Below are 22,140 nucleotides of genomic sequence, written 5' to 3'. Positions count from 1 at the left end.
CTCCAAAAATAACTCTGCAGCCGTCAAAAAAGCTGCGTGCAAACGACCGTCCCCTTATACAGGCAGCACCCAGCAATCTAGCGGAGTCATCAGCATGGAAATGGCCGAAACGCCCGTGCGCATTAACAAAAACATGGAGTCGGATCATGTCGTGTTCCCGCGCGACGACGGCTCGCGTGTCCCATACAAGGTATTCAGTTCGCAAGCGGTGTACGAGCGCGAGCAGGAGCGTATTTATCGCGGCCCGACGTGGAATTTCGTTGCGCTGGAAGCGGAGATTCCACAGCCGGGCGACTTCAAGAGCACCTTCGTGGGCGATACGCCGGTGGTTGTTACACGCGTGGAAGATGGTTCGATCGCGGCGTGGGTCAACCGCTGCGCGCACCGTGGCGCTTCCGTGTGCCGCAAAGCCCGCGGCAACGCCACGTCGCATACCTGCGTGTATCACCAGTGGAGCTTCGACAATAGCGGCAATCTGCTCGGCGTACCGTTCCGTCGCGGACAGAAAGGCATGAGCGGGATGCCGGCCGACTTCGATCCGAACAATCACAGCCTGCGCAAGCTGCGGGTGGACAGTTACCGTGGCGTGGTGTTCGCGACATTCAGCGATGAGGTCGCGCCGCTACCCGATTATCTCGGCGCGGAAATGCGCCCGTGGATCGAGCGCATTTTTCACAAGCCGATCGAATATCTTGGCTGCACGCGGCAGTATTCGAAGTCGAACTGGAAGCTGTACTTCGAGAACGTGAAGGACCCGTATCACGCGAGCATGCTGCATCTGTTCCATACGACCTTCAACATTTTTCGCGTGGGCATGAAGGCACGTTCGATTCCGGACGCCACGCATGGTCTGCATAGCATCATCACGGTCACGAAAACGGGCGAAGACACGTCGGCGGCATACAGGCAGCAGAACATCCGCTCGATGGACGAAGGCTTCTCGCTCGAAGACGACACGGTGCTCGCTCATATCTCCGAGTACGAGGAAGACACCACGAACCACATTCAACCGATCTTCCCGCAACTCGTGATCCAGCAGATTCACAACACACTGGTCGCGCGCCAGCTGTTGCCGAAAGGCCCGAACAATTTCGAACTGATCTTCCATTTTTTCGGCTACACGGACGACACGCCGGAGCTGCGCGCGCTACGCATCAAGCAGGCGAATCTCGTGGGACCGGCGGGCTATATCTCGATGGAAGACACCGAAGCCACGGAACTGGTCCAGCGCGGAACGATTCGCGATGGCGACGCGACCTCGGTGATCGAAATGTCGCGCGGCAATCCGGACCAGCAGGACACGGTGATCACCGAAAGCCTGATTCGCCGCTTCTGGGTCGGTTATCAGCAATTGATGGGCTATTGATCAGGGGACGCAGATGGAAGCGATGAAGCTGTGGTTCGAATTGCACATGCTGCAGAACCAGTACATCAGCAATCTCGACAACGACCGGCTCGAAGCATGGCCGACGCTGTTCACCGAAGACTGTACGTACGAGATCGTGCCGAAGGAAAACGCCGACATGGGTTTGCCGATCGGCATCATTCACTGCACGAACCAGCGGATGCTGCGCGATCGCGTGGTGTCGCTGCGTAACGCCAATATCTTCGAGGCGCACACGTATCGTCATATGACCTCGGGCCTGACGGTCGTGAGCGAGACGGACGGCGTGATCGAAACGGAAAGCAGCTACGTGGTCGTGCAAACGCGCGCCAATGGCGAGTCCGGCGTATACCAGGCGGGCAAGTACTACGACCGGGTCGTGCGTACGCCGGACGGTCTGCGCTATTGGAGCAAGCGCGTGGTGTACGACACGTCGCGCGTGCAGACGCTGCTCGCCACGCCGATCTGAAGGAGGGCAGATGGAACAGACACTCGATAACTGGCAAACCATTGGCACGCTCGACGATTTCACCGAGGGCGAACCGGCCGCCATTATTGCCGGCGACCGGCAAGTTGCGGTTTTCCGGCTCGGCGGCGAAGTATTCGCGCTGAACGATCTCTGCTCGCATGGCCATGCGCGTCTGTCGGAGGGCTATGTGGAGGACGGCTGTGTCGAATGTCCGCTGCATCAGGGGCTGATCGACATTCGCACCGGCGCGCCGCGTTGCGCGCCCATTACCGAGCCGGTGCGCACCTTCCCGGTTCGCATTGTCGATTCGCGGGTCGAGATTCATGTCGGCTGACCGGCATGTGATCGTCGGCGCGGGCCATGCCGCGCGCCGCGCCGCGGAAACCTTGCGCGAGCGCGACCCGCACGCGCGGATCACGATGATCGGCGCGGAGCCACACGCGCCTTACGATCGTCCGGTGCTTTCGAAAGATGCGCTGCTCGCGCCAGGCGGTGAACAGAAAGCGTTTATTCGCGGGTTGGACTGGTACGCTGCGCACGATATCGAGTTGCGACTCGCGACCACGGTCGAGTCGATCGACCGTGCGCGCCACGAGGTCGGTTTGCACGACGGCAGTTCGATCGGTTACGACAGACTGCTGCTTGCAACCGGGTCGCGTGTGCGCGAATTTGCCGGTCCGGTGGACGAGCGTGTGCCGCTTTATTACGTGCGTACGTTGGCCGATTCGCTGGCGCTGCGCACCGCGCTCGCGCCGGGCAGGCAGGTCGCGATTCTGGGCGGCGGCTTCATCGGGCTGGAAGTTGCCGCGGCGGTAACCCAGGCGGGCTGCGAAGCGACGGTGATCGAACCGGCGGCCGCGCTGCTGCAACGCTCGCTGCCGCCAGCGGCTGCGCGCTTCGTCGCCGCGCTTCACGCGCGGCGCGGCGTGACGCTCAGGCTCGCCGAAACGCCGTCGCGCATCGGCTACGAGCACGGCCGTGCGCTGCTCGAAACGGATCGCGGGACACTCGCGGCGGATCTCGTGGTGGTGGGGATCGGCGTCTTACCCAATGTCGAACTGGCGCGCGAAGCGGGTCTCCAGGTGGATAACGGGATCGTGGTGGATGCGCAGTGCCGCACGTCCGACCCACGCATTTTTGCGGCGGGCGAAGTGACGGCGCATTTCAATCCGCTGTTGGGTCGTCACGTTCGTATCGAATCGTGGCAGGTTGCGGAAAATCAGCCTGCGATTGCAGCGGCCAACATGCTCGGCGATACGCAGGAATACGCCGAGTGGCCGTGGCTTTGGTCTGATCAGTTCGATTGCAATATCCAGACGCTGGGCACGATCGAAGCGTCGCACACGTTGATCGAGCGCGGCGATGCGCGGAACGGCCCGTTTTGCGTGCTCGCGCTCGACGCAGGCAGGCGTTTGCGCGCCGTCGTCGCGATCAACGCGGGGCGGGAGATGGGCGCCTGCAAGCGGCTCGTCGTGGCCGGCAAGGTGCTCGATCCAGCGCTGCTTGCCGATCCCGCTGTAGCACTGCGGTCGTTGCTCTGATGCCGGCAGGCCCGGTGATTCAAGGCCGTGCGAGCATCGCTCGCACGGCTGCCACATCTGCAACGCCTACCTACGAGGCGGCCTGAAACCGCCGTGGCCTCAAGCCCGACTGAAACCATTCGATCATCGTCACGATATCGAACACCGGTATGCCGAACCGTTCGCTGAGCAACGCCGAGTAAGGCGCGAAATTGCTGCATTCGCTGACGATGGCGCCGGTTTCCGGATGCGCCCGCAGCAGACGCTCAGCGCATTCGAGAAGATCGTCGGCCTGCTCGTCGAAATCCACCGTCGGCGCATTCTCGAGATTGTTGCGGAAGAAGCGGCTGTTTTCGTGCAAGCCGGCCACCGGCAGATCGGTTGGCGCGTTCGCGGCGAGCAGATGGTGTGGCGTCAGCGAAGCGGCGCGCGCCGTCAGGATGCCCACGCGCTGCCGCCTGGATAGCAGCGTGGCGACCGAAGGAATCTGCAGCAGCGCGGAGGTCGCAACCGGTACGGCGCAGCGCTCGGTCAACGCCTGCTGGAATGCGACGAGAAAGCCGCAACTCGTCGTGATGCCGTCCACGCCGAGATTGACGAGCTGCTGCGCCGCTTCGACAAAGCGCTCGATGAGCGGTGCAGCCGCCTTCGCGTCGCCGCTCGTGGCCGCCATGACCTGCGGGCCGGTCACGCCCGTCATGAGGCCGTATTGCACGGGGAAGGGCCACGTCGCGCCGTGACCGATGTCGCCGGGCAAGCGCTGAAAGCCGGTGTCGAGCATCAGGATGCCGATGCTCACGCCGTGGATCGTGCGGCGGCGCGCGCGCACCGCGCGTGCTTCGGAGCTGACTGGTACATCAGGGTGCGAGTGTGCGGTCATGGTCAGTTGACGAAGCAGTTGCACCCTTCGAGCGCGGCCGGAACCGGCAAGCCGAGTGACGCCATCTTGCGGCGGTTGATCAGTTCCTTGTAGTCGGCGGGTACGGCGCGATACACGGGCATCGCCGACGGTTTGACGCCCTTTAGCATCTGCAACGCCATGTCGGCGGCATGCGCGCCCTGCGATTCGTAGGAAGGGGCATACGCGACGGCGATGATGTCGCCCTTGCGGATCAGTTCGTGTTCCGCGCTCAGGATCGGTACATGCATGTGATCGGTGATCGAGGCGACCGCCGGCAGTGACGACTGGATCAGACTGGACCCGATCGCGTAGAAGAAGTCGATGCCTTGCAACGTGCTGGCGCGTTGCGGCACATCGACGGTGGAATCGGCGGAGGTCGCGACCATCTCGAGGCCGGACTTCGCGGCAGCCTCTTTCAGGCTCGCGATGGCGGCCACGTCGTTGACTTCGCCCGCGTTGTACAGTACGCCGAATTTCTTGGCCTTGGGAAAGACCTTTTTCGCGAAGTCGAGCACGGCGTTGTAATCGGTGATGCTCGACGTGCCGTTGATGCGGCTGCTGCCGTGCTGCCAGTCAGGTACGATGCCGGCCTTGACCGGGTCCGTGACCTGCGAGAACACGAGCGGCGTGTCGAGATTGCCGACGTTGCGCACGGCGGCCTGGGCAACCGGCGTGGTGACTGTCAGGATCACCGATGGATGCTGCGCGACGATCTGCGCAAGCGTCTGCGGAATCAGGCTGGGTGTGAAATTGGCATCGCTGTAGACGTAGCGCACGTTTTTGTTCTCGACGTAACCGTGCGCCTGCATTTCGTCCTTGAAGCCCTGGATAGTGCGCGAGAGCGCAGGATGCGGTCCGAAGTTCGCGATGCCCACGACGATCGGCGCGGCGGACGCGGTCTGTGCATGAGTCGTGGCCGGCATGAGGTTGCCGAAGCCGATCGCCGCCGATAGCAACGCGGTGGTCATACTGCGGCGTCCGCCGGTCCGTCGGACACGCGCGCTGAGCAGTTTCATAGCGTATTTGCCTGAGAAAAAAGTGAAAAAAAATGGGGCAACCAGTGACGCCGTTGCGCTGTCGTGACAGGCTCATTCTGGTGGAGCTGCGTGGCCGAGCCCACGCCGCCAAAATAAACAGTTCCGAAAACCTAACAATTCAAGCCTCTGGCAACGTCCGTCCCGCCACAACGCCAGGTGACGATCATATAAAACCATACTGCTGCGGCGTTGCACAAACGCGCAAGCGGTGTGCGTTGACAACGTTTTATGAGGCCGCGCTCTAGTGAAGCGATTCAGAATTGAAGGAAAACGGTTCTAACTATTTTGAGGACATTGTCACTGGTTTGTGCCGTTCCTAGTCTTCGCTCTGGCAACCGCGTTGCCGTACCGACGCGTTCAACATGCTACGGACGGATGTTCCCGCAAACCATCGATCCCTCTACGGACCTTCGAGATGAAACGTATCTACACTACGGCTCTGCTTTTTTCCCTTGCGGCTGCCGCGCACGCGCAAAGCTCGCCGGGCTCCGGCGTCACCCTATATGGCGTGGTGATGTCAGGCCTGATCTACTCCAACAACTCGCTGAAAGGCGCATCGATCGGCACCGCGAACGGTCCCAGCCGCTGGGGCTTCAAGGGTGTCGAGGACCTGGGCGGCGGCACCAGCACGGTCTTCGTGCTCGAAGGCGGTTTCAATCCGAACACCGGCACCGCGGCGCAGGGCAGCCGGGAATTCGGCCGCCAGGCCTACGTGGGTCTGGCCAACGGCCGTTACGGCACGCTGACCCTCGGCCGCCAGTACGATCTCACGCAGGACTGGCTTGCGCAGTATTCTTCGCCGCTGATGTGGAACGGCTACACGGCGACCATCGGCGACAACAACAACTTCAATTACCAGTTTCGCACCAATAATTCGGTGAAGTACGTGTCGCCCTCGTATCGTGGTTTGCAGGCCGGGTTGATGTACAGCTTCGGCGGCGTGGCCGGCAGCTTCGGCAACCAGAGCGCAGTCGGATTCGGCGTGAACTACGCGCAAGGCCCGCTCAAGCTTTCCGCCGCCTACATGCGCATGAATCATCCGGCTTCGGCAGCCAGCGAAGGCTTGTGGACCACGGCGTCGTTCGCGTCGATCTCACCCAGTTCGCCGACGGTCTCCTATGCGATTGCGCCTTCGAGCATGGAAATTTACGGCGCGGGCGGCCAGTACGCCTTCACCAAAGACACGTTCGCGGGCATCGTCGTCACGCATAGCCGCTACGACGATCTGGGCGTCGCGCAACTGGGTCTCATGCACGGCCGCGCCAGTTACACCAACGTCGAAGCGAACGTGAGCCATTATTTCGCACCCGATTATCAGGCTGCGATCGACTACACCTACACTATCGGCTCGATCCAGCCGACCGACTTCAAACCGCAATATCACCAGATCTCGCTGATCAACAACTACTTCCTGTCGAGGCGAACCGCGCTCTATCTGGACGGTATCTTCCAGCTGGCTGCGGGTGATGCACAGCACGCCAATATTGAATACGCAAGCGGTTCTGGCGGGGCTTCGGCGACCAAGCGTCAGGTGTCCATAACCGCTGGTATTTATCACCGGTTCTAATGACGGTGAGTGGCGGCGGCGGTTCGTCGTACGAGGCGATGCCGCTGCACGCAGGCCACCAGCAGGGTTCAATCAGGCATGAGGCGAGGCGGCGCGCGCCGTGTCACGTCAAAGGAGTTGCATTTCATATGAGTCGCGAGCACCCAGCAGGTCCAATGCATCCATCAGCGGCAGCCCCGTCCGGAGCGGCAGCGGACGGTAATATCGACCGCGTCGTCAGCGGTGCCCGGATCGTGGCGGAAGTGCTTGGCGCCTACGGTGTGCCCGCGGTCACGTTCATTCCCGGTGAAGGCATCCTTGAAATCGTCGATGCACTTGCGGTCCACACGCCGCAGATCGCGCTCGCCAGTTTTCGTCACGAAGCGGGCATGGCCTACGCGGCCCAGGCAATAGGCCAGTTGAGCGGTCAGCCGGGCGTCTGTCTGGCCGCGCGCGCGCCTGGCGCGCTGAATACCACGCTTGCCGTCCACACGGCTTTCACGGATAGCGCGCCGATGGTCCTGATCGTCGGGCAGGCGAGCCAGGCGATCTCCGGCCGCGAGGCGATGCTCAATGTCGACGACTTCCAGCGCGTGTTCGGTCCGCTCGCCAAGTGGGTGGGCTTGATCGACGCGCCCGAGCGGATCGGCGAGATGTTCGCGCGCGCGTGGCATGTGGCGATGAGCGGGCGGCGCGGACCGGTCGTGCTGGTCCTGCCCGAGGACGTCGCACAGGCTCAGGCCCGGCTCTCCATTCCTGCGAGGCCGCAGTTGCCCACGCCGTCTATCGCGCGGGCCGACCTCGACCGTTTGCGCGGCATGCTGCAAACGGCGCATCGTCCGATGATCATTGCGGGCGGAACGGGTTGGCAGCGTGCTTCGCTGGAAGCGCTTGCCGCGCTCGCTCGCCGGCATGTCGTGCCGGTGGCGACGACCTACCGTCGCCGCGATCTGGTCGATCACGACGATGCGGTGTTCGTCGGCGAAATCGGCATTGGGATCGATCCGTCGCTGGCCAGACGCGTGAGCGAAGCCGATCTGCTGATCGTGCTGAACGGCCGCCTCGGCGAACTCAACACGCTTGGCGAAGGATTCAAGGGCTATGCGCTGATCGAACCGGATGCGAAGCAGCGCGTCAAGACTCAGCGCCTCGTTCACCTTCACGCCGACGCGGGCGAACTGAACGCGGTCTATCAGGCGGACCTCGCGTTGCTCGCGGAAGCCAACGCGGCGGTCGAGGCGTGGCACCAGGTCAGCGCGGCGGACCCGCCGTGGTGTGACGCGCAAGCGCTCGACGCACGCCGCCAATGGATGAGCGTGCTGCGTGCCGAGCGCGTTGCGTACGTGACGAGCGGACGCTGCGAAGGTTCGCTCGATCTACGCGCCGTGTACGTCACGCTCGATGCCGCGCTGGACGACACCGCCGTCGTGACCTCGGGCGCGGGCGCCTATGCGATCTGGCCGCAACGCTATCTGACGCACCATCGGCCGGGCACGCAACTGGGTCCAAAAAGCGGTGCGATGGGCTATGGGCTCGCTGCCGCGATCGGCGCGGCGCTGGTGCTGGAGCCCGGGCGGCAGATCGTCGCCATCGCCGGCGACGGCTGCCTGATGATGCACGCGGAAGAACTCGAAACGGCGGTGCGGCTGGGCATCTCGCTGCTCGTGCTGGTAGTGAACAACCGCGCGTATGGTGCAATCGACGGAGCGCAGCGGCGGCTTTTCGGACGCACGACGGGCACTGAACTCGGCCAGATCGATTTCGCCGCGTTTGCCGGCGCGTTCGGCGTAAAAAGCTGGGTGGTCGAAGAGACCCCGGCGTTTGCGCCCGCGCTCGATGCAGCGCTCGCGCAGCCCGGCGTCAGGCTGATTGAACTGCGTGTTCCGCGCTCGGTGGGCAAACCGCTCGCGTGACGCATCGCCGCCTGCAAGGATCGATAAGCGCCGCTTGAAACGGCTTTTTAAAGTACTTTCCCCGGCAGTCCCATGAAAGCAATTGAAACGTCTGTATCGGACCCCGATGCGTCTCGCGCATCGGCACTGTTGCGCAATCCTGCCGCATGGCAACGCGCGCGGAACGATACAACGGCGCCATCGGGCGGAAAAGGAAGCGCGATTGTCGTGGGCTCCGGTATTGCCGGTTTGACCGCGGCTTACCGCATGCATCAGGCGGGTATGCAGGTGACCGTGCTCGAAGCGAACGGCGTCGTTGGCGGCCGCATGGGCGACCGGCGCGTGGGTGATATCGCGTTCAATAGCGGCGCGCGTCTCGTGTATCCGTTCGGCAGCGCTTTCAACCGGCTGATCGCGGATCTTTCGCTTCACGACGTGCTGATTCCGCTGCGTCATCTGACGGCGCAATGCGTTTCGCCCAGCGGCAGCCACACCATCGAGCTCATGCCTTCCGTTCGCTCGCTGGCCACGCCCGGTCTGCCGATGCGCGAGCGCTTCGCGCTGGTGAGCCATGCGCTCAGAATGCGCGCGCAACGCAGCCGCGTCGATCCGGACTGGGCGATCAGCGCAATCGCCGACGACCCTGCCGCCGATCGCCAAACCCTCGCCGAATACGTGCGCGACGCGATCGGACCGCAGGCCCTCTCCAGCATGATTGAACCGGTGTTCCGCTCGACCCGCAGCTTCAATCCCGAAACGCTGTCCGCGCTGTTTTACCGTTCAACCGTGCCGCATCTGATTGGCGAAGATACCGTGTACACGTTGAAGGGCGGCATGGGCTGCGTGTGCCAGGCGCTGGCCGGGCGGCTCGACGTGCGCACGAATGCGCCCGTCGCTTCGATTGAAACCATGCGGGACGCCGTGCCTGACAGGCGCGACGGCGCGGCGGCGAGTACCGAAAACGTCGCGGCGCGCGGCCGGCGTTGCGCCGTGACGCTGAGCGACGGCACGGTGCTGACGGCGGACCACGTCGTGTGTGCAACCGAAGGCTCGCTCGCGGGCGCGCTGGTCCGAAATCCACAGCGCGAGGAGCGCGAGATGTTGCAGGCGGTGCGCTACAACGCGCTCGGCGTCGTCCACTACGGTTTTTCGCAGCCGCTCCCGCCGACGATGCAGTTTGCGTTGCGTGGCGCGCCCGGTCGCATTTCGACTTTCCAGCAACTGCCCGCCGCGCCCGCCAACGGGCGGCCGCTCACGCAGATCTATTGCCAGCTCACGCCGGAAGCCGCCGGGGAGGCTGAGCGCCGCGGTCTGACCGACAACCTCGATGTACTGCTGCGCGACGAACTGCGCGCGCGGATTCCCGGGTTCGACCGTCATGTGAGCGCGGTCGTGAATCAGTGGATTCCCCGCAAGTTGCCGGTATTCGCGCCGGGCTACGGCGAGCGTTTGCAGGCGTTCTGGCGCTGGCAGGAGAACGCCGCGCACAACGCTGAACGCCCGGTCGTCTACTGCGGCGACTGGACTTCCCAGGCGCTGTTGACGGGCGCGTGCGCGAGCGGTGAACGCGCCGCGCGGATCGTGCTGTCGCGCACGCAAAACTAGGCAAAACGGACCAACTTTTAGCGAAACGGCATAAGCCGGGTGCGAAATAAATTCGCCTTCGGGTTCAATGCTACAAATTCGCTACCCCCTACCCCATTTACGCTACGGAACTCTGCCATGAAAGGTTCAACCAGCACCGCCCGACGCCAGCCGGCTGCCCAGCGCGCCATCCTCGCGGCGATCGCCGGTATTGCCGGTCTTGCCGCGTTGGCCGGCTTTCTCGCCGCGCCGGCCGCATTGGCCGCGTCGGCCTCCACGCTGACGCAGCCGGGCACGCCGACGACCATCGGCATCGCCAGTCTCGGGCCGCACCCGTCGCTTGCCATGACGATCCAGGGCTTCAAGGACGAAATGGCCCACGAAGGCTACGTGGAAGGCAAGAACGTGAATTACGCGTACAGCGACGCCAATTTCACGCAGGCGCTGATGCCCCAGATGTTCTCGCAAATCCTGACGAAGAATCCGGCGCTCATCCTTACCGTAACCACCTCGGTTTCGCAGGTGGCGCGCTCGGCGGTGACCAATCCGGCTATCCCGCTCGTCTTTACCGAAGTCACCGACCCCGTCGCCGCCGGCCTGACGCCAGACTGGCAGCACGGCAGCGCGCGCTTCAACGGCTCGTCGGACTTGCAGGACTTCGACGCCGTGCTGGCTTTCGCCAAGAAGCTGCTGCCCGGCGTGAAGTCGTTCGGCACGCTGTACAACCCCGGCGAGGCGAACGACGTGGTCACGACACACGCGCTCGAAGCCGCCGCGAAGCGCGCGGGCCTCGAATTCAAGCCGGTCAGCGTGGACAGCGTGAACGACATCACGCAACGCGCGCAGATGCTCAGCGGCGTGGGCTTCGTCTATATCACCGGATCGAATCTCGTGCAGTCGGCAATTCCGGCTGTGGCGGCCAGCATGCAGCGCATGAAGGTGCCCGTGATCAGTTCGGAAACCGAAGCCATCAAGAAGGGCATGGCAACGGCTTCCTATGCGGTCTCGCTGCAATCGGTGGGCGCGAACGCGGCACGTGTGGCCGTGCGCGTGCTGAAGGGCGAAAAGACCACCGCGATGCCGGTGATGCTGCCCGGCAAGGCCGATTACGTCGTCCAGATCAGCCGCAGCCAGTTTGCGAAAATCGGGCTGACGGTCCCCAGGTCTTTCGAGGATTGCAAATGCTTTATCGACTGAAAGACCATCCGCCGGCAAAGGTGACGACCATGCGTGAGAAGCACATACCGATGCTGTCGGTGGAACAGATCAGCAAGACCTTTCATCCGGGCACCGTGGACGAGCGCATCGCGTTGACCGATGTTTCACTCAGGCTCCAGGCCGGCGATTTCGCTGTTGTCGTGGGCGGCAATGGCGCGGGAAAATCAACCTTTCTCAACCTGCTTGCCGGTGAAGTGATACCCGACTCGGGCGTGATCGCCATCGACGGCAAGGAGATTACGGCGCTGCCCACGCACCAGCGCGCGAAATACATCTCGCGTGTGTTCCAGGACCCGTCCATCGGCACGGCCACCGCGCTGAGTCTCGAGGAAAATCTGGCCGTCGCCAATCTGCGCGGGCTCAAACGCGGCTTCGGGCGCGGTCTTACGCGAGCGCAGTCCGACGCATTCCGCGAGCGGATGGCGTCGTTCGACCTCGGTCTGGAGAAGCGCATGAAGGCCAAGGCGTCGCTGCTCTCGGGTGGACAGCGCCAGGCGCTCTCGCTGCTGATGGCGGTGCTTCAGCGTCCGCAACTGCTGCTGCTCGACGAGCACACCGCCGCGCTCGATCCGCGCACGGCGGCGATCGTGATGCGCGTCACCGAACAGGTGGTGCGCGAAGCCGGCCTCACCACGTTGATGGTGACGCACAACATGCAGCACGCGCTCGATTACGGCAACCGCCTCGTGATGATGCGCGACGGACGCATTGTCGGCGATCTGACGGGCGACGCGAAACGCGCCATGACGATGGAAAAACTCATGGCAACCTTCAACGAAGAGCCAGCAATGGCACGCACGGTGAACGCATGAATCTGATCAGTGGTTTTATCGGGCTGGTTCCGGTCGGCATGATGCAGGGATTGACGTATGCATTGATCGCCGTGGCAATCATGATCCCGTTCCGTATTCTCAACTTCTCGGACATGACGGGCGAGGGCGCGTTTCCCTTCGGCGCCTGCGTGTGCGCGAAGCTGCTGATGATCGGCTTCAATCCGGTCATGGCGCTGCTTGGCGGCGCGCTTGCCGGTTTTGTCGCGGGTGTGCTCACGGGCTACATTCACGAGAAGGCCAAAATCAATACGCTGCTTTGCGGCATTCTGGTGTTGTCCATGCTTTACTCGGTCAATATCCGCGTGATGGGTCAGCCGAACTCGGCGCTGTTTGCCTATTCCAGCGTGTTCTCGTGGCTGCCCGAAGCGGGCGGCGGGTACTTGCCGCGCATTCTCATGCTGACGGTGATCGACGCGGTGATCGGCGCGGGCGTGTTGTGGTTCCTGGGCACGCAGCACGGTCTTGCGATGCGCGCGATCGGATCCAGTCCTTCGATGGCCAAAGCTCAAGGCATCAACGTGAAGGTGTATACGCTGGTCGGCCTCGGTCTGGCCAACCTGTTCGCCGCGCTCGGTGGCGCGATGCTCGCGCAAAACCAGGGTTTCGCCGACGTGAACATGGGCTTTGGCGTGCTCGTCAACGGCCTTGCCGCGCTGTTGCTCGGCGAAGCGGTGGTGGGCAACCGGTCGATGCTGCGTCAGGTGCTCGCGCCGATCCTCGGCTCGATCATCTACTTCCAGCTCATCTCGATCGTGCTCGCCGTCGGCTTCCAGCCATCGGATCTCAAGCTCGTCACGGCGCTTTTCGTGCTCGTCACGCTGCTTTCCATGGCCGCTCGCAAGAAGCGCGGCGGCAATAGCAGGAAGGCCAGGACGGTCGCGGCGGGGGCGTAAGTTTCATCGCGCGAAACTCGCGGGCGATGCCGCGAGTCCCTGCCAGCGCGCATACGGTTTGTCCGACGCGATGCGCAACTGGTCGAGCACCCGCATCACCGTGTAATCGACCATCGCGTCGATGCTATCCGGTTTCGCGTAGAACGCGGGCAGCGGCGGCATGACGACTGCGCCCATCTCGGTTGCCAGCGTCATGTTGCGCAGATGCGCGAGCGTCAGCGGTGTTTCGCGTGCCAGCAGCACGAGCTTGCGCCGCTCCTTTAGCGTGACGCTTGCCGCACGCGCGACGAGATTGTCGTCGAAGCCATGCGCGACAGCGGCCAGCGTTTTCATCGAACACGGTGCAATCACCATACCGTCGTGCTGGAACGAGCCGCTTGCAATGCTGGCGCCCACTTCGTTCTGGTCGTGGTAGACGTCGGCTGCGTCGCGCAGCGCGGCACGGTCGAAACCCGTTTCGTCGGCGACGGTCATCCAGCCCGCCCGCGACACGACCAGGTGCGTGGTCACACTGCATGCGCGCAGCGCTTGCAGCAGCCGCACGCCATAGATCGCGCCGGTCGCGCCCGAGATCGCGACGACGACGCGGCGTTGTGGTTTGCGCGTGCCGTCATCGTGAGCGGCCATCCGCGCGTTCATGGTTCGGTCCGCGAAAAATGCGGCAGATAGTCGTCGAGCACGATTTGCTCCACGCCGGGAATCGACTTGCGTTCGAATTCGGCTTCGCGTCCCCACGGCTTGGTTGCGTCGAGTGCGAGCCGGCCCCAATGGTCCTTGTGCGCGTCGCGGTAGAAGCCCGGGACGTCGTGTAGCACCATCGTGCGGGTGTCGGCGCGGCCGCGCGTGAGAAACGCCCAGATGACCTCGTCCATGTTGTAGATGTCGACGTCCTTGTCCACCACGATGACGAGCTTGTTGTAATCGAGGTGCGAGCCAAGCGCGGCGAGCAACGCATGTCGCGCGTGTCCTTCGTATTGCTTGTCGAGCTTGATGACCGTGTTCATCACCGTAGGGCGGCAACTCACGTCGAGCACGCCGCGCACCTGGCCCGTAATGGCCTTGTAAATGCGCGCGGCCGTGGCCGCTTCGAGCGGACGCAGATCTTCGTCGGACCCGCAAATCAGGCCCTGATAGACGGCGCCTGGGCGCCAACCGACGTGCGTGACTTCGAACACGTGATTGTCGCCGACCTCGACGTAGTAGCCCATGAATTCACCGAACGGCCCCTCCGGCCGCTTCACGTTCGGCAGGATGCGACCTTCGATGACGATCTCCGCCGAAACGGGCACCTCGAGATCGACCGTGAAAGCCGGGCGCACGGCGATAGGGCCGCCGCGCATCGTTGCGGCCAGTGCCAGTTCGTCGGCGTCTGGCGGTAGCGAAACGCAGGCGCTCATGAAGATCTCGGGATCGGCGCCAAGCAGAATGACGGCCTCCAGCGCTTCGCCGCGCGCTTCTGCCCGCAACTGGAACTGCGCAAGGTCGTGACTGCTGCCAAGACGGATGCGCAATTCGTCATCCGAGACCACCATCGAACGATGAAACGACAGGTTGCCGCGCCCGGTATCGGGGTCTTTCGCGAGAAAGACGCCGGCCGTAATGTACGGCGCGCCGTCGCGCTCGTGATGGGTCAGGACTGGCAGATCGGAGAGCTTGCCGGTGATCCAGTCCGCGGGCGGAGCGACGCGTTCGACTGGCGTGTCGAGTTGAGCCGCGAGTGAAATCTCGCGGGTGAGACGCGCGCAGAACGTTTCATCCCCTTCGCAGCGAATGATTTCGCGCAGACGGTCGTGATCGGTATAGACGTTGAGCAGCACGGGAAGACGGCTGCCGCGCACGTTCTCGAACAGCACAGGCCGCGTTGTCTTCTGCTGCAACTGGCGCGCGACAGCGGCGACTTCGTGGCGCGGATCGACTTCGCGAGTCACGGTCAGCAGTTCGCCGCGAGCGCGCAGCCGGGAAAGGTAATGTCTCATGGTCGGGCGGATCTCATCGGTAATAGCACGTTGCGGCCAGCGCCGCGTGTCGGCTACTTATACCTTCGCCAATTGAAGGGCACGTGAGCGATCGGGACGTCGATCTAGGCAAAACGGTTTTTATCTGCGCCTCGTCTCATTACGCGTCCGACGTGGGGAACGCACCAGGAGCGCGCTTTTTTTTGTGGGGCAATAATAACGCGGTCCGCGATGCGGTTAATCGCGTAGTCAGTTAGCCAGCTTCTCTGGTTCTGGAGTCCGATATGTCGACGCTTTCAGGAATTCCCGCAAGTCTGCCCCGAGGTCTTTTTCGCACTTCGCTTGCGGGGCCGCAAGCGCGGCTCACCGAAGCGTTCGACGCGCTCCGCACGCGGCCGGATTGCATCAGCGTGCCGGACTTCGGCCTTTATGGGGCCGTGGTGCCGGTGCCGGGTGATGCGGAAGAAGGCGCGTGGCGCATGGCGAGCATTCGCGACGAGATCTTCATTGTCGTGTCGGATTGCAACTACGCGCATAGCCGCTCGGAAAGCGTGCTGCCCGAGTCGTTTGTCGAGTTCCACTTTTCGCTGTCGGGCCCGGCAAGCGTCGACTTTTCCGATACCGGCAATCTACAGGTGAATGCACCGAATCTGCTGGTGTGCCGGCAAGGCGCGGACGTGCGCTACCAGGTCACGTGCGGGCCGGGTCCGTGGCAGTCGGTCGGACTTTACGTGACGCAGCGGTATTTCGATCGGCTATTGCGCTCGCTGGGTGGCGAAGCGGATCGCATCCGCGCGGAGCTGGCTGCAATCGGCTTCGACCAGATCTATAACCGCCAGATGCCCTTCAGCGTCGAAGCGCTGCATATTGCCGAGCAGTTGCTGGCATCGCCGTATCGCGGCGCGCGTCAGATGCTGTATCTCGAAGGCAAGTGCACGGAAATCCTGTGCGCGTGCATTGAAATGTGGCTCGCGCATCTAAGCGCCGACAAACCCGGCGAAACGCTTTCGGCGCGCGATTTGCGGCTCATCGAGAGGGCGCGCGAAATGATCGTCGGAGATTTGCGGCACGCGCCTACCATTCCGGAACTGGCTCGCGTAGTAGGCACGAACGCGTCCAAACTAAAGCGCGGTTTCAAGTTTCTCTACGGCATGACGATCTTCGATTATGGGCATCGTTGCCGGATGAACCATGCGTTGCATCTGCTGGTCGATGAACGCCAGCCGGTGGGACAAGTGGCGCTCGCGGTGGGCTATCAGCATCAGACAAGTTTTACCGCGGCGTTTCGCGACTACTTCGGCTTTGCTCCCAAAGACGCGCGCCGTCTTGCGAGCCCGGTGGCTCATGGCCACGCGATTGCGGCCACCGCGGCGAATAGTATCGTTCAAGGCGGCAGTGAGCGCGTGCGCGAAATCGCGCGGCAAGCGGCGGGTCAACCCGCCAGCGAAATCGTGGACAAAGCGGCGCCCGAGCAACGTTGATGGGCAACCTGCATTTGCGTGACGCACTTTGATTTAGGAATTCGGCCGGATCGCCGGACGCGTGGTGTTCGCTGTGTTTTTGCGTTGCTAGCATCGGTCATCGTCAGACAGGTCGTGTGTTTGAAGCACGCCCTGCGATGCCCGAATGCCCCGCTCCTCGCGAGCAATACATGCAACGAAAGGAAACACGATGACGTCTATCGCAGTTCGCAATCCTCGCACCGGCGAGCTTGACTATCAAATCGACGACATGGACGCAGCGCATATCGGCGCCGCCGTGGCTGCGGCTCGCAAAGCCCAACGCGCGTGGGAGCAAGGTGGCCTCGCGCATCGCACCACGGCGCTGCTCGCGTGGGCCAACGAACTTGAAAAGAATGGTGCGGAGGTTGTCGCCGCGCTGTCGATCGACACGGCGCGCCACCGCATTTCGGCGGAAGAGCTAGGCGCGGTGATCCACTTCATCCACGGTTTCTGCGAGCATGCGCCTGCCGTGCTGGCTACGCCATTTCGCAAGCTGGAAGCGCACCCGGACGTCGTGTTCAAGGTCACGTATGCAGCCTATCCGGTAGTCGGCGTGATCAGCCCGTGGAACTTCCCGCTGGTGCTGTCGTTCATCGACGCAATTCCCGCGCTGGTCGCCGGAGCCGCCGTCATCATCAAGCCGAGTGAAGTGACGCCACGCTTCATCGAGCCGCTGCGCCGAAGCATCGAGGCCGTGCCCGCTCTCGCCAACATCATCACACTCGTGACGGGCGGAGCGGAGACGGGCGCCGCGATCGTCGCGCAGTCGGACGCCGTGGTGTTTACGGGCAGCGTGCCGACCGGCCAGAAGATTGCGATAGCGGCCGCGCAGGCCTTCATTCCCGCGTTCCTCGAACTCGGCGGCAAGGACGCGGCGGTCGTGCTCGCGGGCGCCGATGTCGAGCGCGCGGCCACCAGTATTCTGCGCAGCGCGCTTTATAACTCGGGGCAGGTCTGCTATGCCATTGAACGTGTGTATGCACACGATTCACTGTATGACGCGCTCGTCGAGGAACTGCGCGCGCAAGCGGGCGCGCTGAAGCGCAGCAACGCGGCGGGCGACGGCGGCCATTACGGCCCGATGATTTTCGAAAAGCAGGCGACCATTATCGACGCACAACTGGACGATGCAGTGAACAAGGGCGCGTCGATCGTGCTGGGCGGCAAGAGCGAGCGCGTGAATGGCGCGGTGTGGATCGACCCGACGATCGTGACGAACGTCGATCACACGATGACGCTGATGACCGACGAGACGTTTGGGCCGATCGTGCCGGTCATGCGCTTTAGCGACGACACCGAAGCCGAACGGTTGATGAACGACTCCCTGTTTGGATTGAGCGGTGCGGTGTTTGGTCCTGACACCCACATTGCCGGTGACTTCGCGACGAAGATGGAAGCGGGTGGCGTCAGCATCAACGACACGGAGTTGCCACGCGTGATGATGTTCGATGGGGAGAAAACCGCGTTCAAAAAGTCGGGTATGGGCGGGTCCCGTTATGGCGCGACGAGCATCATGCGGTATGTTCGCAAGCGTGCGCTGCTTGCTAATGAGGGCGCGGTTGCGTCATTGGAAAAGCTTGCGGAGAGCGAGGGATAAGCTGAAAAGATTCGGCGGATGTGAAGCGATGTCGATTTTCGCCAGTTGATACTGCAGCGCGCTGAATCGGCTCCTCACTGGGCACGGGAGCGCGCGCCGGCCGCCGTGGCTCACGCTCGATAGCGATCGCTCGGTTATCGTTGCTTTGCGGAAGGCCGTTCTCCACGGCCCGGTGAAATCGCGGTTTGCAGAAACGTCGGGAAAGCATCGCGACAAGTCTGCGGCAAAGCGATTTTTCCAGCGCGTGCTCGCCTGCTGTCCCGAAGCGCCGCGCAAGATCGCGACCGATCAACTGTGCTGCTAACCGGCGGCAGAGGCTCGCATCCCTTGATTGGACGAAGTCAAGCGGGTCTTCGTCAAGGCCGGTGCCAGGCTGAACAACCGGACCGAAAACGGCCATCAAGCGACTCGTGAACGCGAGCGCCGTGTGGACGCTTTCGGGTCCCCGAGCGCACGCAGAGATTCCTGTCGGGCTTTGGTCCGATCCACCGGCACTTCGCTCTATCGCAAGCAGCTTTGCGAACGCTTTGCCGCGCAGGTAGCGCTTTACCGGGCTTGCCCAGAATCCGTCCGCTGTGTGAGAAAACCCACGTCATCCGCGCCTTTGCACTGTCGGCAATTCAACGTGGCAGAGTTCGGCCGCGAGCTTGCGCGAAGACCAGTGGGTCGAACCGTCAGCACGGGGATGCCTGGTCATCATGCCCTTCACGGGCACAACGATACTGCCTGTTTTAAGTGTTACGTCCCACGAGTATCGAACGGCAAAAATGGCGCGGCGTAAAAAATGGCGGTGATAGTTAAGATCTTGTCCGAATCGGCCATTCGTTGCCATTACGAGGCCTACGTGTGTCCCATCTTGCAGACACACCTTCGTTCTCTCTCCATAGAGTTGAAAGATGAAGTATTCCGCCAACATGTTAGCTTTTTCAGTCAGCGGCATTCCGCTCTGTATCGATCTGGATATGATGCACCGCAAACTGAATAAATTCTCAGCGCTATAAAGCGGCGCGGAGACTGTTGTTTCGGGCGGTTAATTCTTTGCTGTGCAACGTCAGACCGGCAACTTTGGCGCGTAGTAAATGGCACATCGGTATCGATACTGAAGCCGGAGGATCGTATTCACAGTTCGATCTACATCGAGGACGTTAGTGGGATCGTCTGATATGGGAAGCGGATTTTTCAACGCGATCGAATCATGGTTTTTGTGCAAGCGCGGGGCATGAGAGGGACGAGGTAGTCCAGATTAGCGAATAACGACACGAGGCGACTGAACTGGACGTGAGGCGTGGCGTCGCGTAGCAGCGAATGGGCTGACGATGGATATGTGCGGTATCAAACATCGTGATGGGCTGACAATCGCTGCGATCGCGACGAGTTGGGTCTACAGCAACACGAACTGATACAAACAATTAAAAATATATGACCCAAAATTTGCGCGGACAACTTCGCTGCCCAGTGCCGAGTGTGCTAGCGCTTGCTGCAGCCGTGGTGTTCTCCGCCTCGGCGCAAGCGGCCGAGCCGGCGCTCAATGCGCTCGGGCAGTCGGGTGGTTTGGTGATTCCGTATGCGTTTGTCCTCCCGGAAGGGACCGTGGAAGCGCAGTACAACAATTACATCGATCCACGCTACGGCAAGCAGGCGACAGGCGCCCAGGTTTACTGGGGCGCAGTGGGTTTGCTGCCATACGTGGAATTGTCTGGCGGCCTGGCAAACTATCCAGCCGATTTGCACGTTCCGTATTCGAACGAGGATCACACGGTTCTTCGCCATCTGATGGCCGACGTCAAGCTCGAAGTGCCGAAGTTCTTCAGGTATCAGCCGAGTATTGCATTCGGCATTAGCGACATTGGCGGCCAGACGCATTTTTTTCGTTCGAAATACGGCGTGGTATCGCAATCATTTGGACCGGTGACGTTGACTGCCGGCTACGGGCAGGGCGATCGCCTCGACGGTCTGTTCGGCGGTGCACAGGTCTCGCTGTGGAATACGGGTTTGTCGCTGCTCGCGGAAGACGATTCGAAAACGCCCTACGCCGGCGTGCGCTATCAATCTCCGCGAATTGGCTGGCTGGCCGATGCGAACGTGATCGCCACATTCATGCGCGCGATCCGCCCGACGGATGGCGTGTCGTCTCGCACGTCGTTTTCAGTGGGCATCCAGGTCCCGCTGGGTAAGCGGTTTGGCAGTACGCGTTGCGTAGACGGCCTGTGCGAAGGCCCGCAGGTGTCTGCGGCCCAGACAGCGGAGGCTGGCGATGACGGCTCGATCCGGCTTGCCAGCCTGCAACCGGTGGACACGCGCGCGGCGAGCGGTAGCGGCAGCGCGTTCGCCGCTGCGCCGATTACGTATGTGCCGCCACTACAGTCGTATGCGTCGGTGATGCTGAATGACGTGACGGCGAGCAAGTCGTCCGATACGCAGCCACCGGCCGTTGCGCAAGCGCTGGGTACCGCTGCACTCGACGAGATCGCGGTGCAGCTCTTTACCGCCGGCCTCGAGCGTGTCCGCGTCGGAATGAGCGGTCGCGATCTGGTGGTCGAGTACGAGAACCACCGCTACAACCAGAACGAGGCTGACGCACTCGGCATTGTGCTTGGCGTGGCAAGCGTGAATGCGCCGCACGGCACCGCGAGGATTCACGCGGTCATCAAGAAGGCCAATGAGCCGCTGGGCGAAGTCATTGTCGACCGCGACGCATTCGCGCAATTCGTCGACGGTGGTGCGCCGGCGGCCGTGAGCGCCTCGCTGACGATGCGCACGCGGCCGACCTACGACGCGGATTCGATTGTCTGGTACGGCAACGAGCACGCGCATGGTCTGACGCGGATCCAGATCGAGCCGATCGTCAGTTACCTGTACGGCACCGAGTACGGCAACTTCGACGTCTCGCTTGGCGCCAACATTGAAGGATTTGTACCGCTGTGGCGCGGGGCTGAGCTGTACGCGAGCTATATCGCGCCGCTCTACAACACGAAGAACATGGACCCGGGCCGCGTGTTCAGCGATTACCGCTTGCGCGGCGGCCTCAATGCAGTCGCATTGGCTCAAAGCTTCTGGATCATGCCGCAGGTATTCAACGTGGCGTCGGTCGGCAAGTTCGATTACTCGTATGTCGGCGTGCAGAACGAAACCACCGTGTTCGTGCCGGGCCGCCCGGATCTGATCCGCTTACGGCTCGCGTATCTGCACCATGAGCCGGGTCATGACGCATTGGCGGGTGAGAAGAATGCCGAATTGACTTACCGCTGGGTGCAGCCGTCCTGGAAGCTGTGGATCGAGGCAGGCGTGGCGCGCTTTGTCGGCGGCGACAAGGGACCGGTTGCGACGCTCACGCGCTGGTTCGACGACGTATCGGTAAGCGTGCATGGCGAGCATAGCGGACAGGGCACGTTTGTGGGCGCCGCCATCAGCTTCCCGCTGACGTTGCGTCAGGGCATGAAGCCTGGAATCAGTCAGGTATCCGGCTCGGGGCAGTTCGGGCTCGATTTCCGCACGCGGGTAGGGGCGACCAATTATGTGTCGACCAATGCGGCGGAGAACATGGCGTTTCCGTATAGCACGCAGCAGTACCTGTTGAATCAGGGCCGCTTTAGCGGCGAGTACTTCTCGACCCAGCTTTACCGGATGCGCGATGCGTATCTGCGTTATGGGCGACCGGATCGCGACCGAACGAAGCCGGAGCGGCAGCCGCAGGTGAGTGTGCCTGCTGTATCGACGGGCGCGGTGCTTTCCCATGGCGTCTGCGGGAGCGGTTTGGAGGGTGGTGGCGACGGACGGGCACTGGTGCCGGTCAATTGTGAATGACTTTC

Annotated in this window: 17 protein-coding genes and 1 pseudogene; 14 read left to right on the top strand and 4 right to left on the bottom strand. The window is 62.5% G+C overall.

What is annotated here, in order from left to right; genetic code table 11:
* Positions 1-94 precede the first annotated feature (94 nt).
* From andAc to andAa, 4 genes are read left to right on the top strand one after another with little or no spacing between them, the layout of a single operon-like run.
* Positions 95-1,366 carry an anthranilate 1,2-dioxygenase large subunit AndAc gene (andAc, locus tag BXE_RS41965; protein ID WP_011494234.1) on the top strand — a complete coding sequence of 424 codons (1,272 nt, stop codon included), beginning with the start codon at positions 95-97 and terminating at the stop codon, positions 1,364-1,366.
* 13 nt (positions 1,367-1,379) lie between these two features.
* The gene (gene andAd, locus BXE_RS41960; RefSeq protein ID WP_011494233.1) at positions 1,380-1,853 is read left to right on the top strand and encodes an anthranilate 1,2-dioxygenase small subunit AndAd; all 474 of its coding nucleotides are present in this window, start codon (positions 1,380-1,382) and stop codon (positions 1,851-1,853) included.
* Positions 1,854-1,863: 10 nt separating this feature from the next.
* Complete coding sequence (gene andAb / locus BXE_RS41955; protein ID WP_011494232.1) at positions 1,864-2,187, top strand: anthranilate 1,2-dioxygenase ferredoxin subunit AndAb; 324 nt, start codon at positions 1,864-1,866, stop codon at positions 2,185-2,187.
* A complete protein-coding gene (andAa, locus tag BXE_RS41950) occupies positions 2,177-3,394 on the top strand; it encodes an anthranilate 1,2-dioxygenase system ferredoxin--NAD(+) reductase (RefSeq protein ID WP_011494231.1) in 1,218 nt (405 codons plus the stop codon). Before andAb ends, andAa begins: the two co-directional genes overlap by 11 nt.
* Positions 3,395-3,464: 70 nt before the next feature.
* Here the strand turns inward: andAa and BXE_RS41945 are convergent, their stop codons facing one another.
* Together BXE_RS41945 and BXE_RS41940 are read right to left on the bottom strand one after the other, a co-directional pair.
* Positions 3,465-4,253: an aspartate/glutamate racemase family protein gene (locus tag BXE_RS41945; protein WP_011494230.1), complete on the bottom strand. Its 789-nt coding sequence runs from the start codon at positions 4,251-4,253 to the stop codon at positions 3,465-3,467.
* A 2-nt stretch (positions 4,254-4,255) separates the two neighbouring features.
* Positions 4,256-5,242 (bottom strand): ABC transporter substrate-binding protein, encoded by a 987-nt coding sequence (locus tag BXE_RS41940; protein ID WP_233518893.1) that lies wholly within the window; start codon positions 5,240-5,242, stop codon positions 4,256-4,258.
* A 484-nt stretch (positions 5,243-5,726) separates the two neighbouring features.
* On the opposite strand from BXE_RS41940, the gene BXE_RS41935 reads away from it, so the two are divergent.
* The 6 genes from BXE_RS41935 to BXE_RS41910 all read left to right on the top strand — a co-directional run bounded on the left by BXE_RS41935 (position 5,727) and on the right by BXE_RS41910 (position 13,277).
* Positions 5,727-6,878, top strand: a complete 1,152-nt coding sequence (locus tag BXE_RS41935) for a porin (protein ID WP_011494228.1) — start codon at positions 5,727-5,729, stop codon at positions 6,876-6,878.
* Between the two features lie 155 nt (positions 6,879-7,033).
* A complete protein-coding gene (locus BXE_RS41930; RefSeq protein WP_049782487.1) occupies positions 7,034-8,770 on the top strand; it encodes a thiamine pyrophosphate-dependent enzyme in 1,737 nt (578 codons plus the stop codon).
* Between the two features lie 72 nt (positions 8,771-8,842).
* A complete protein-coding gene (locus BXE_RS41925; RefSeq protein WP_011494226.1) occupies positions 8,843-10,354 on the top strand; it encodes an NAD(P)/FAD-dependent oxidoreductase in 1,512 nt (503 codons plus the stop codon).
* Positions 10,355-10,471: 117 nt separating this feature from the next.
* The gene (locus BXE_RS41920) at positions 10,472-11,530 is read left to right on the top strand and encodes an ABC transporter substrate-binding protein (RefSeq protein ID WP_011494225.1); all 1,059 of its coding nucleotides are present in this window, start codon (positions 10,472-10,474) and stop codon (positions 11,528-11,530) included.
* 50 nt (positions 11,531-11,580) lie between these two features.
* Positions 11,581-12,363 (top strand): ABC transporter ATP-binding protein, encoded by a 783-nt coding sequence (locus BXE_RS41915; protein WP_011494224.1) that lies wholly within the window; start codon positions 11,581-11,583, stop codon positions 12,361-12,363.
* Positions 12,360-13,277, top strand: coding sequence for an ABC transporter permease (locus tag BXE_RS41910; RefSeq protein ID WP_011494223.1), 918 nt, complete (start codon positions 12,360-12,362; stop codon positions 13,275-13,277). Before BXE_RS41915 ends, BXE_RS41910 begins: the two co-directional genes overlap by 4 nt.
* Positions 13,278-13,280: 3 nt before the next feature.
* On the opposite strand, the gene BXE_RS41905 is transcribed toward BXE_RS41910, so the two are convergent.
* Both BXE_RS41905 and BXE_RS41900 read right to left on the bottom strand, forming a co-directional pair.
* A complete protein-coding gene (locus tag BXE_RS41905; RefSeq protein WP_011494222.1) occupies positions 13,281-13,916 on the bottom strand; it encodes a UbiX family flavin prenyltransferase in 636 nt (211 codons plus the stop codon).
* Positions 13,913-15,253, bottom strand: a complete 1,341-nt coding sequence (locus tag BXE_RS41900; protein WP_011494221.1) for a UbiD family decarboxylase — start codon at positions 15,251-15,253, stop codon at positions 13,913-13,915. Before BXE_RS41900 ends, BXE_RS41905 begins: the two co-directional genes overlap by 4 nt.
* Positions 15,254-15,516: 263 nt before the next feature.
* Between BXE_RS41900 and BXE_RS41895 the strand changes: the two genes are divergently transcribed.
* From BXE_RS41895 to BXE_RS41880, 4 genes and pseudogenes are all read left to right on the top strand, one after another.
* The gene (locus BXE_RS41895) at positions 15,517-16,713 is read left to right on the top strand and encodes a helix-turn-helix transcriptional regulator (protein ID WP_011494220.1); all 1,197 of its coding nucleotides are present in this window, start codon (positions 15,517-15,519) and stop codon (positions 16,711-16,713) included.
* 190 nt (positions 16,714-16,903) lie between these two features.
* Positions 16,904-18,331: an aldehyde dehydrogenase family protein gene (locus tag BXE_RS41890; protein ID WP_011494219.1), complete on the top strand. Its 1,428-nt coding sequence runs from the start codon at positions 16,904-16,906 to the stop codon at positions 18,329-18,331.
* Positions 18,332-18,533: 202 nt separating this feature from the next.
* Positions 18,534-18,853 (top strand): annotated as a pseudogene (locus BXE_RS48425) (DDE-type integrase/transposase/recombinase); the annotation flags it as partial.
* Positions 18,854-19,750: 897 nt separating this feature from the next.
* A complete protein-coding gene (locus BXE_RS41880) occupies positions 19,751-22,135 on the top strand; it encodes a YjbH domain-containing protein (RefSeq protein WP_011494217.1) in 2,385 nt (794 codons plus the stop codon).
* Positions 22,136-22,140 lie beyond the last annotated feature (5 nt).

The sequence above is a fragment of the Paraburkholderia xenovorans LB400 genome, assembly GCF_000013645.1.
Lineage (GTDB): Bacteria > Pseudomonadota > Gammaproteobacteria > Burkholderiales > Burkholderiaceae > Paraburkholderia > Paraburkholderia xenovorans.
The sequence above is the reverse complement of the archived record's forward strand: the minus strand, read 5'-3'. Positions and strand labels throughout refer to the sequence as shown.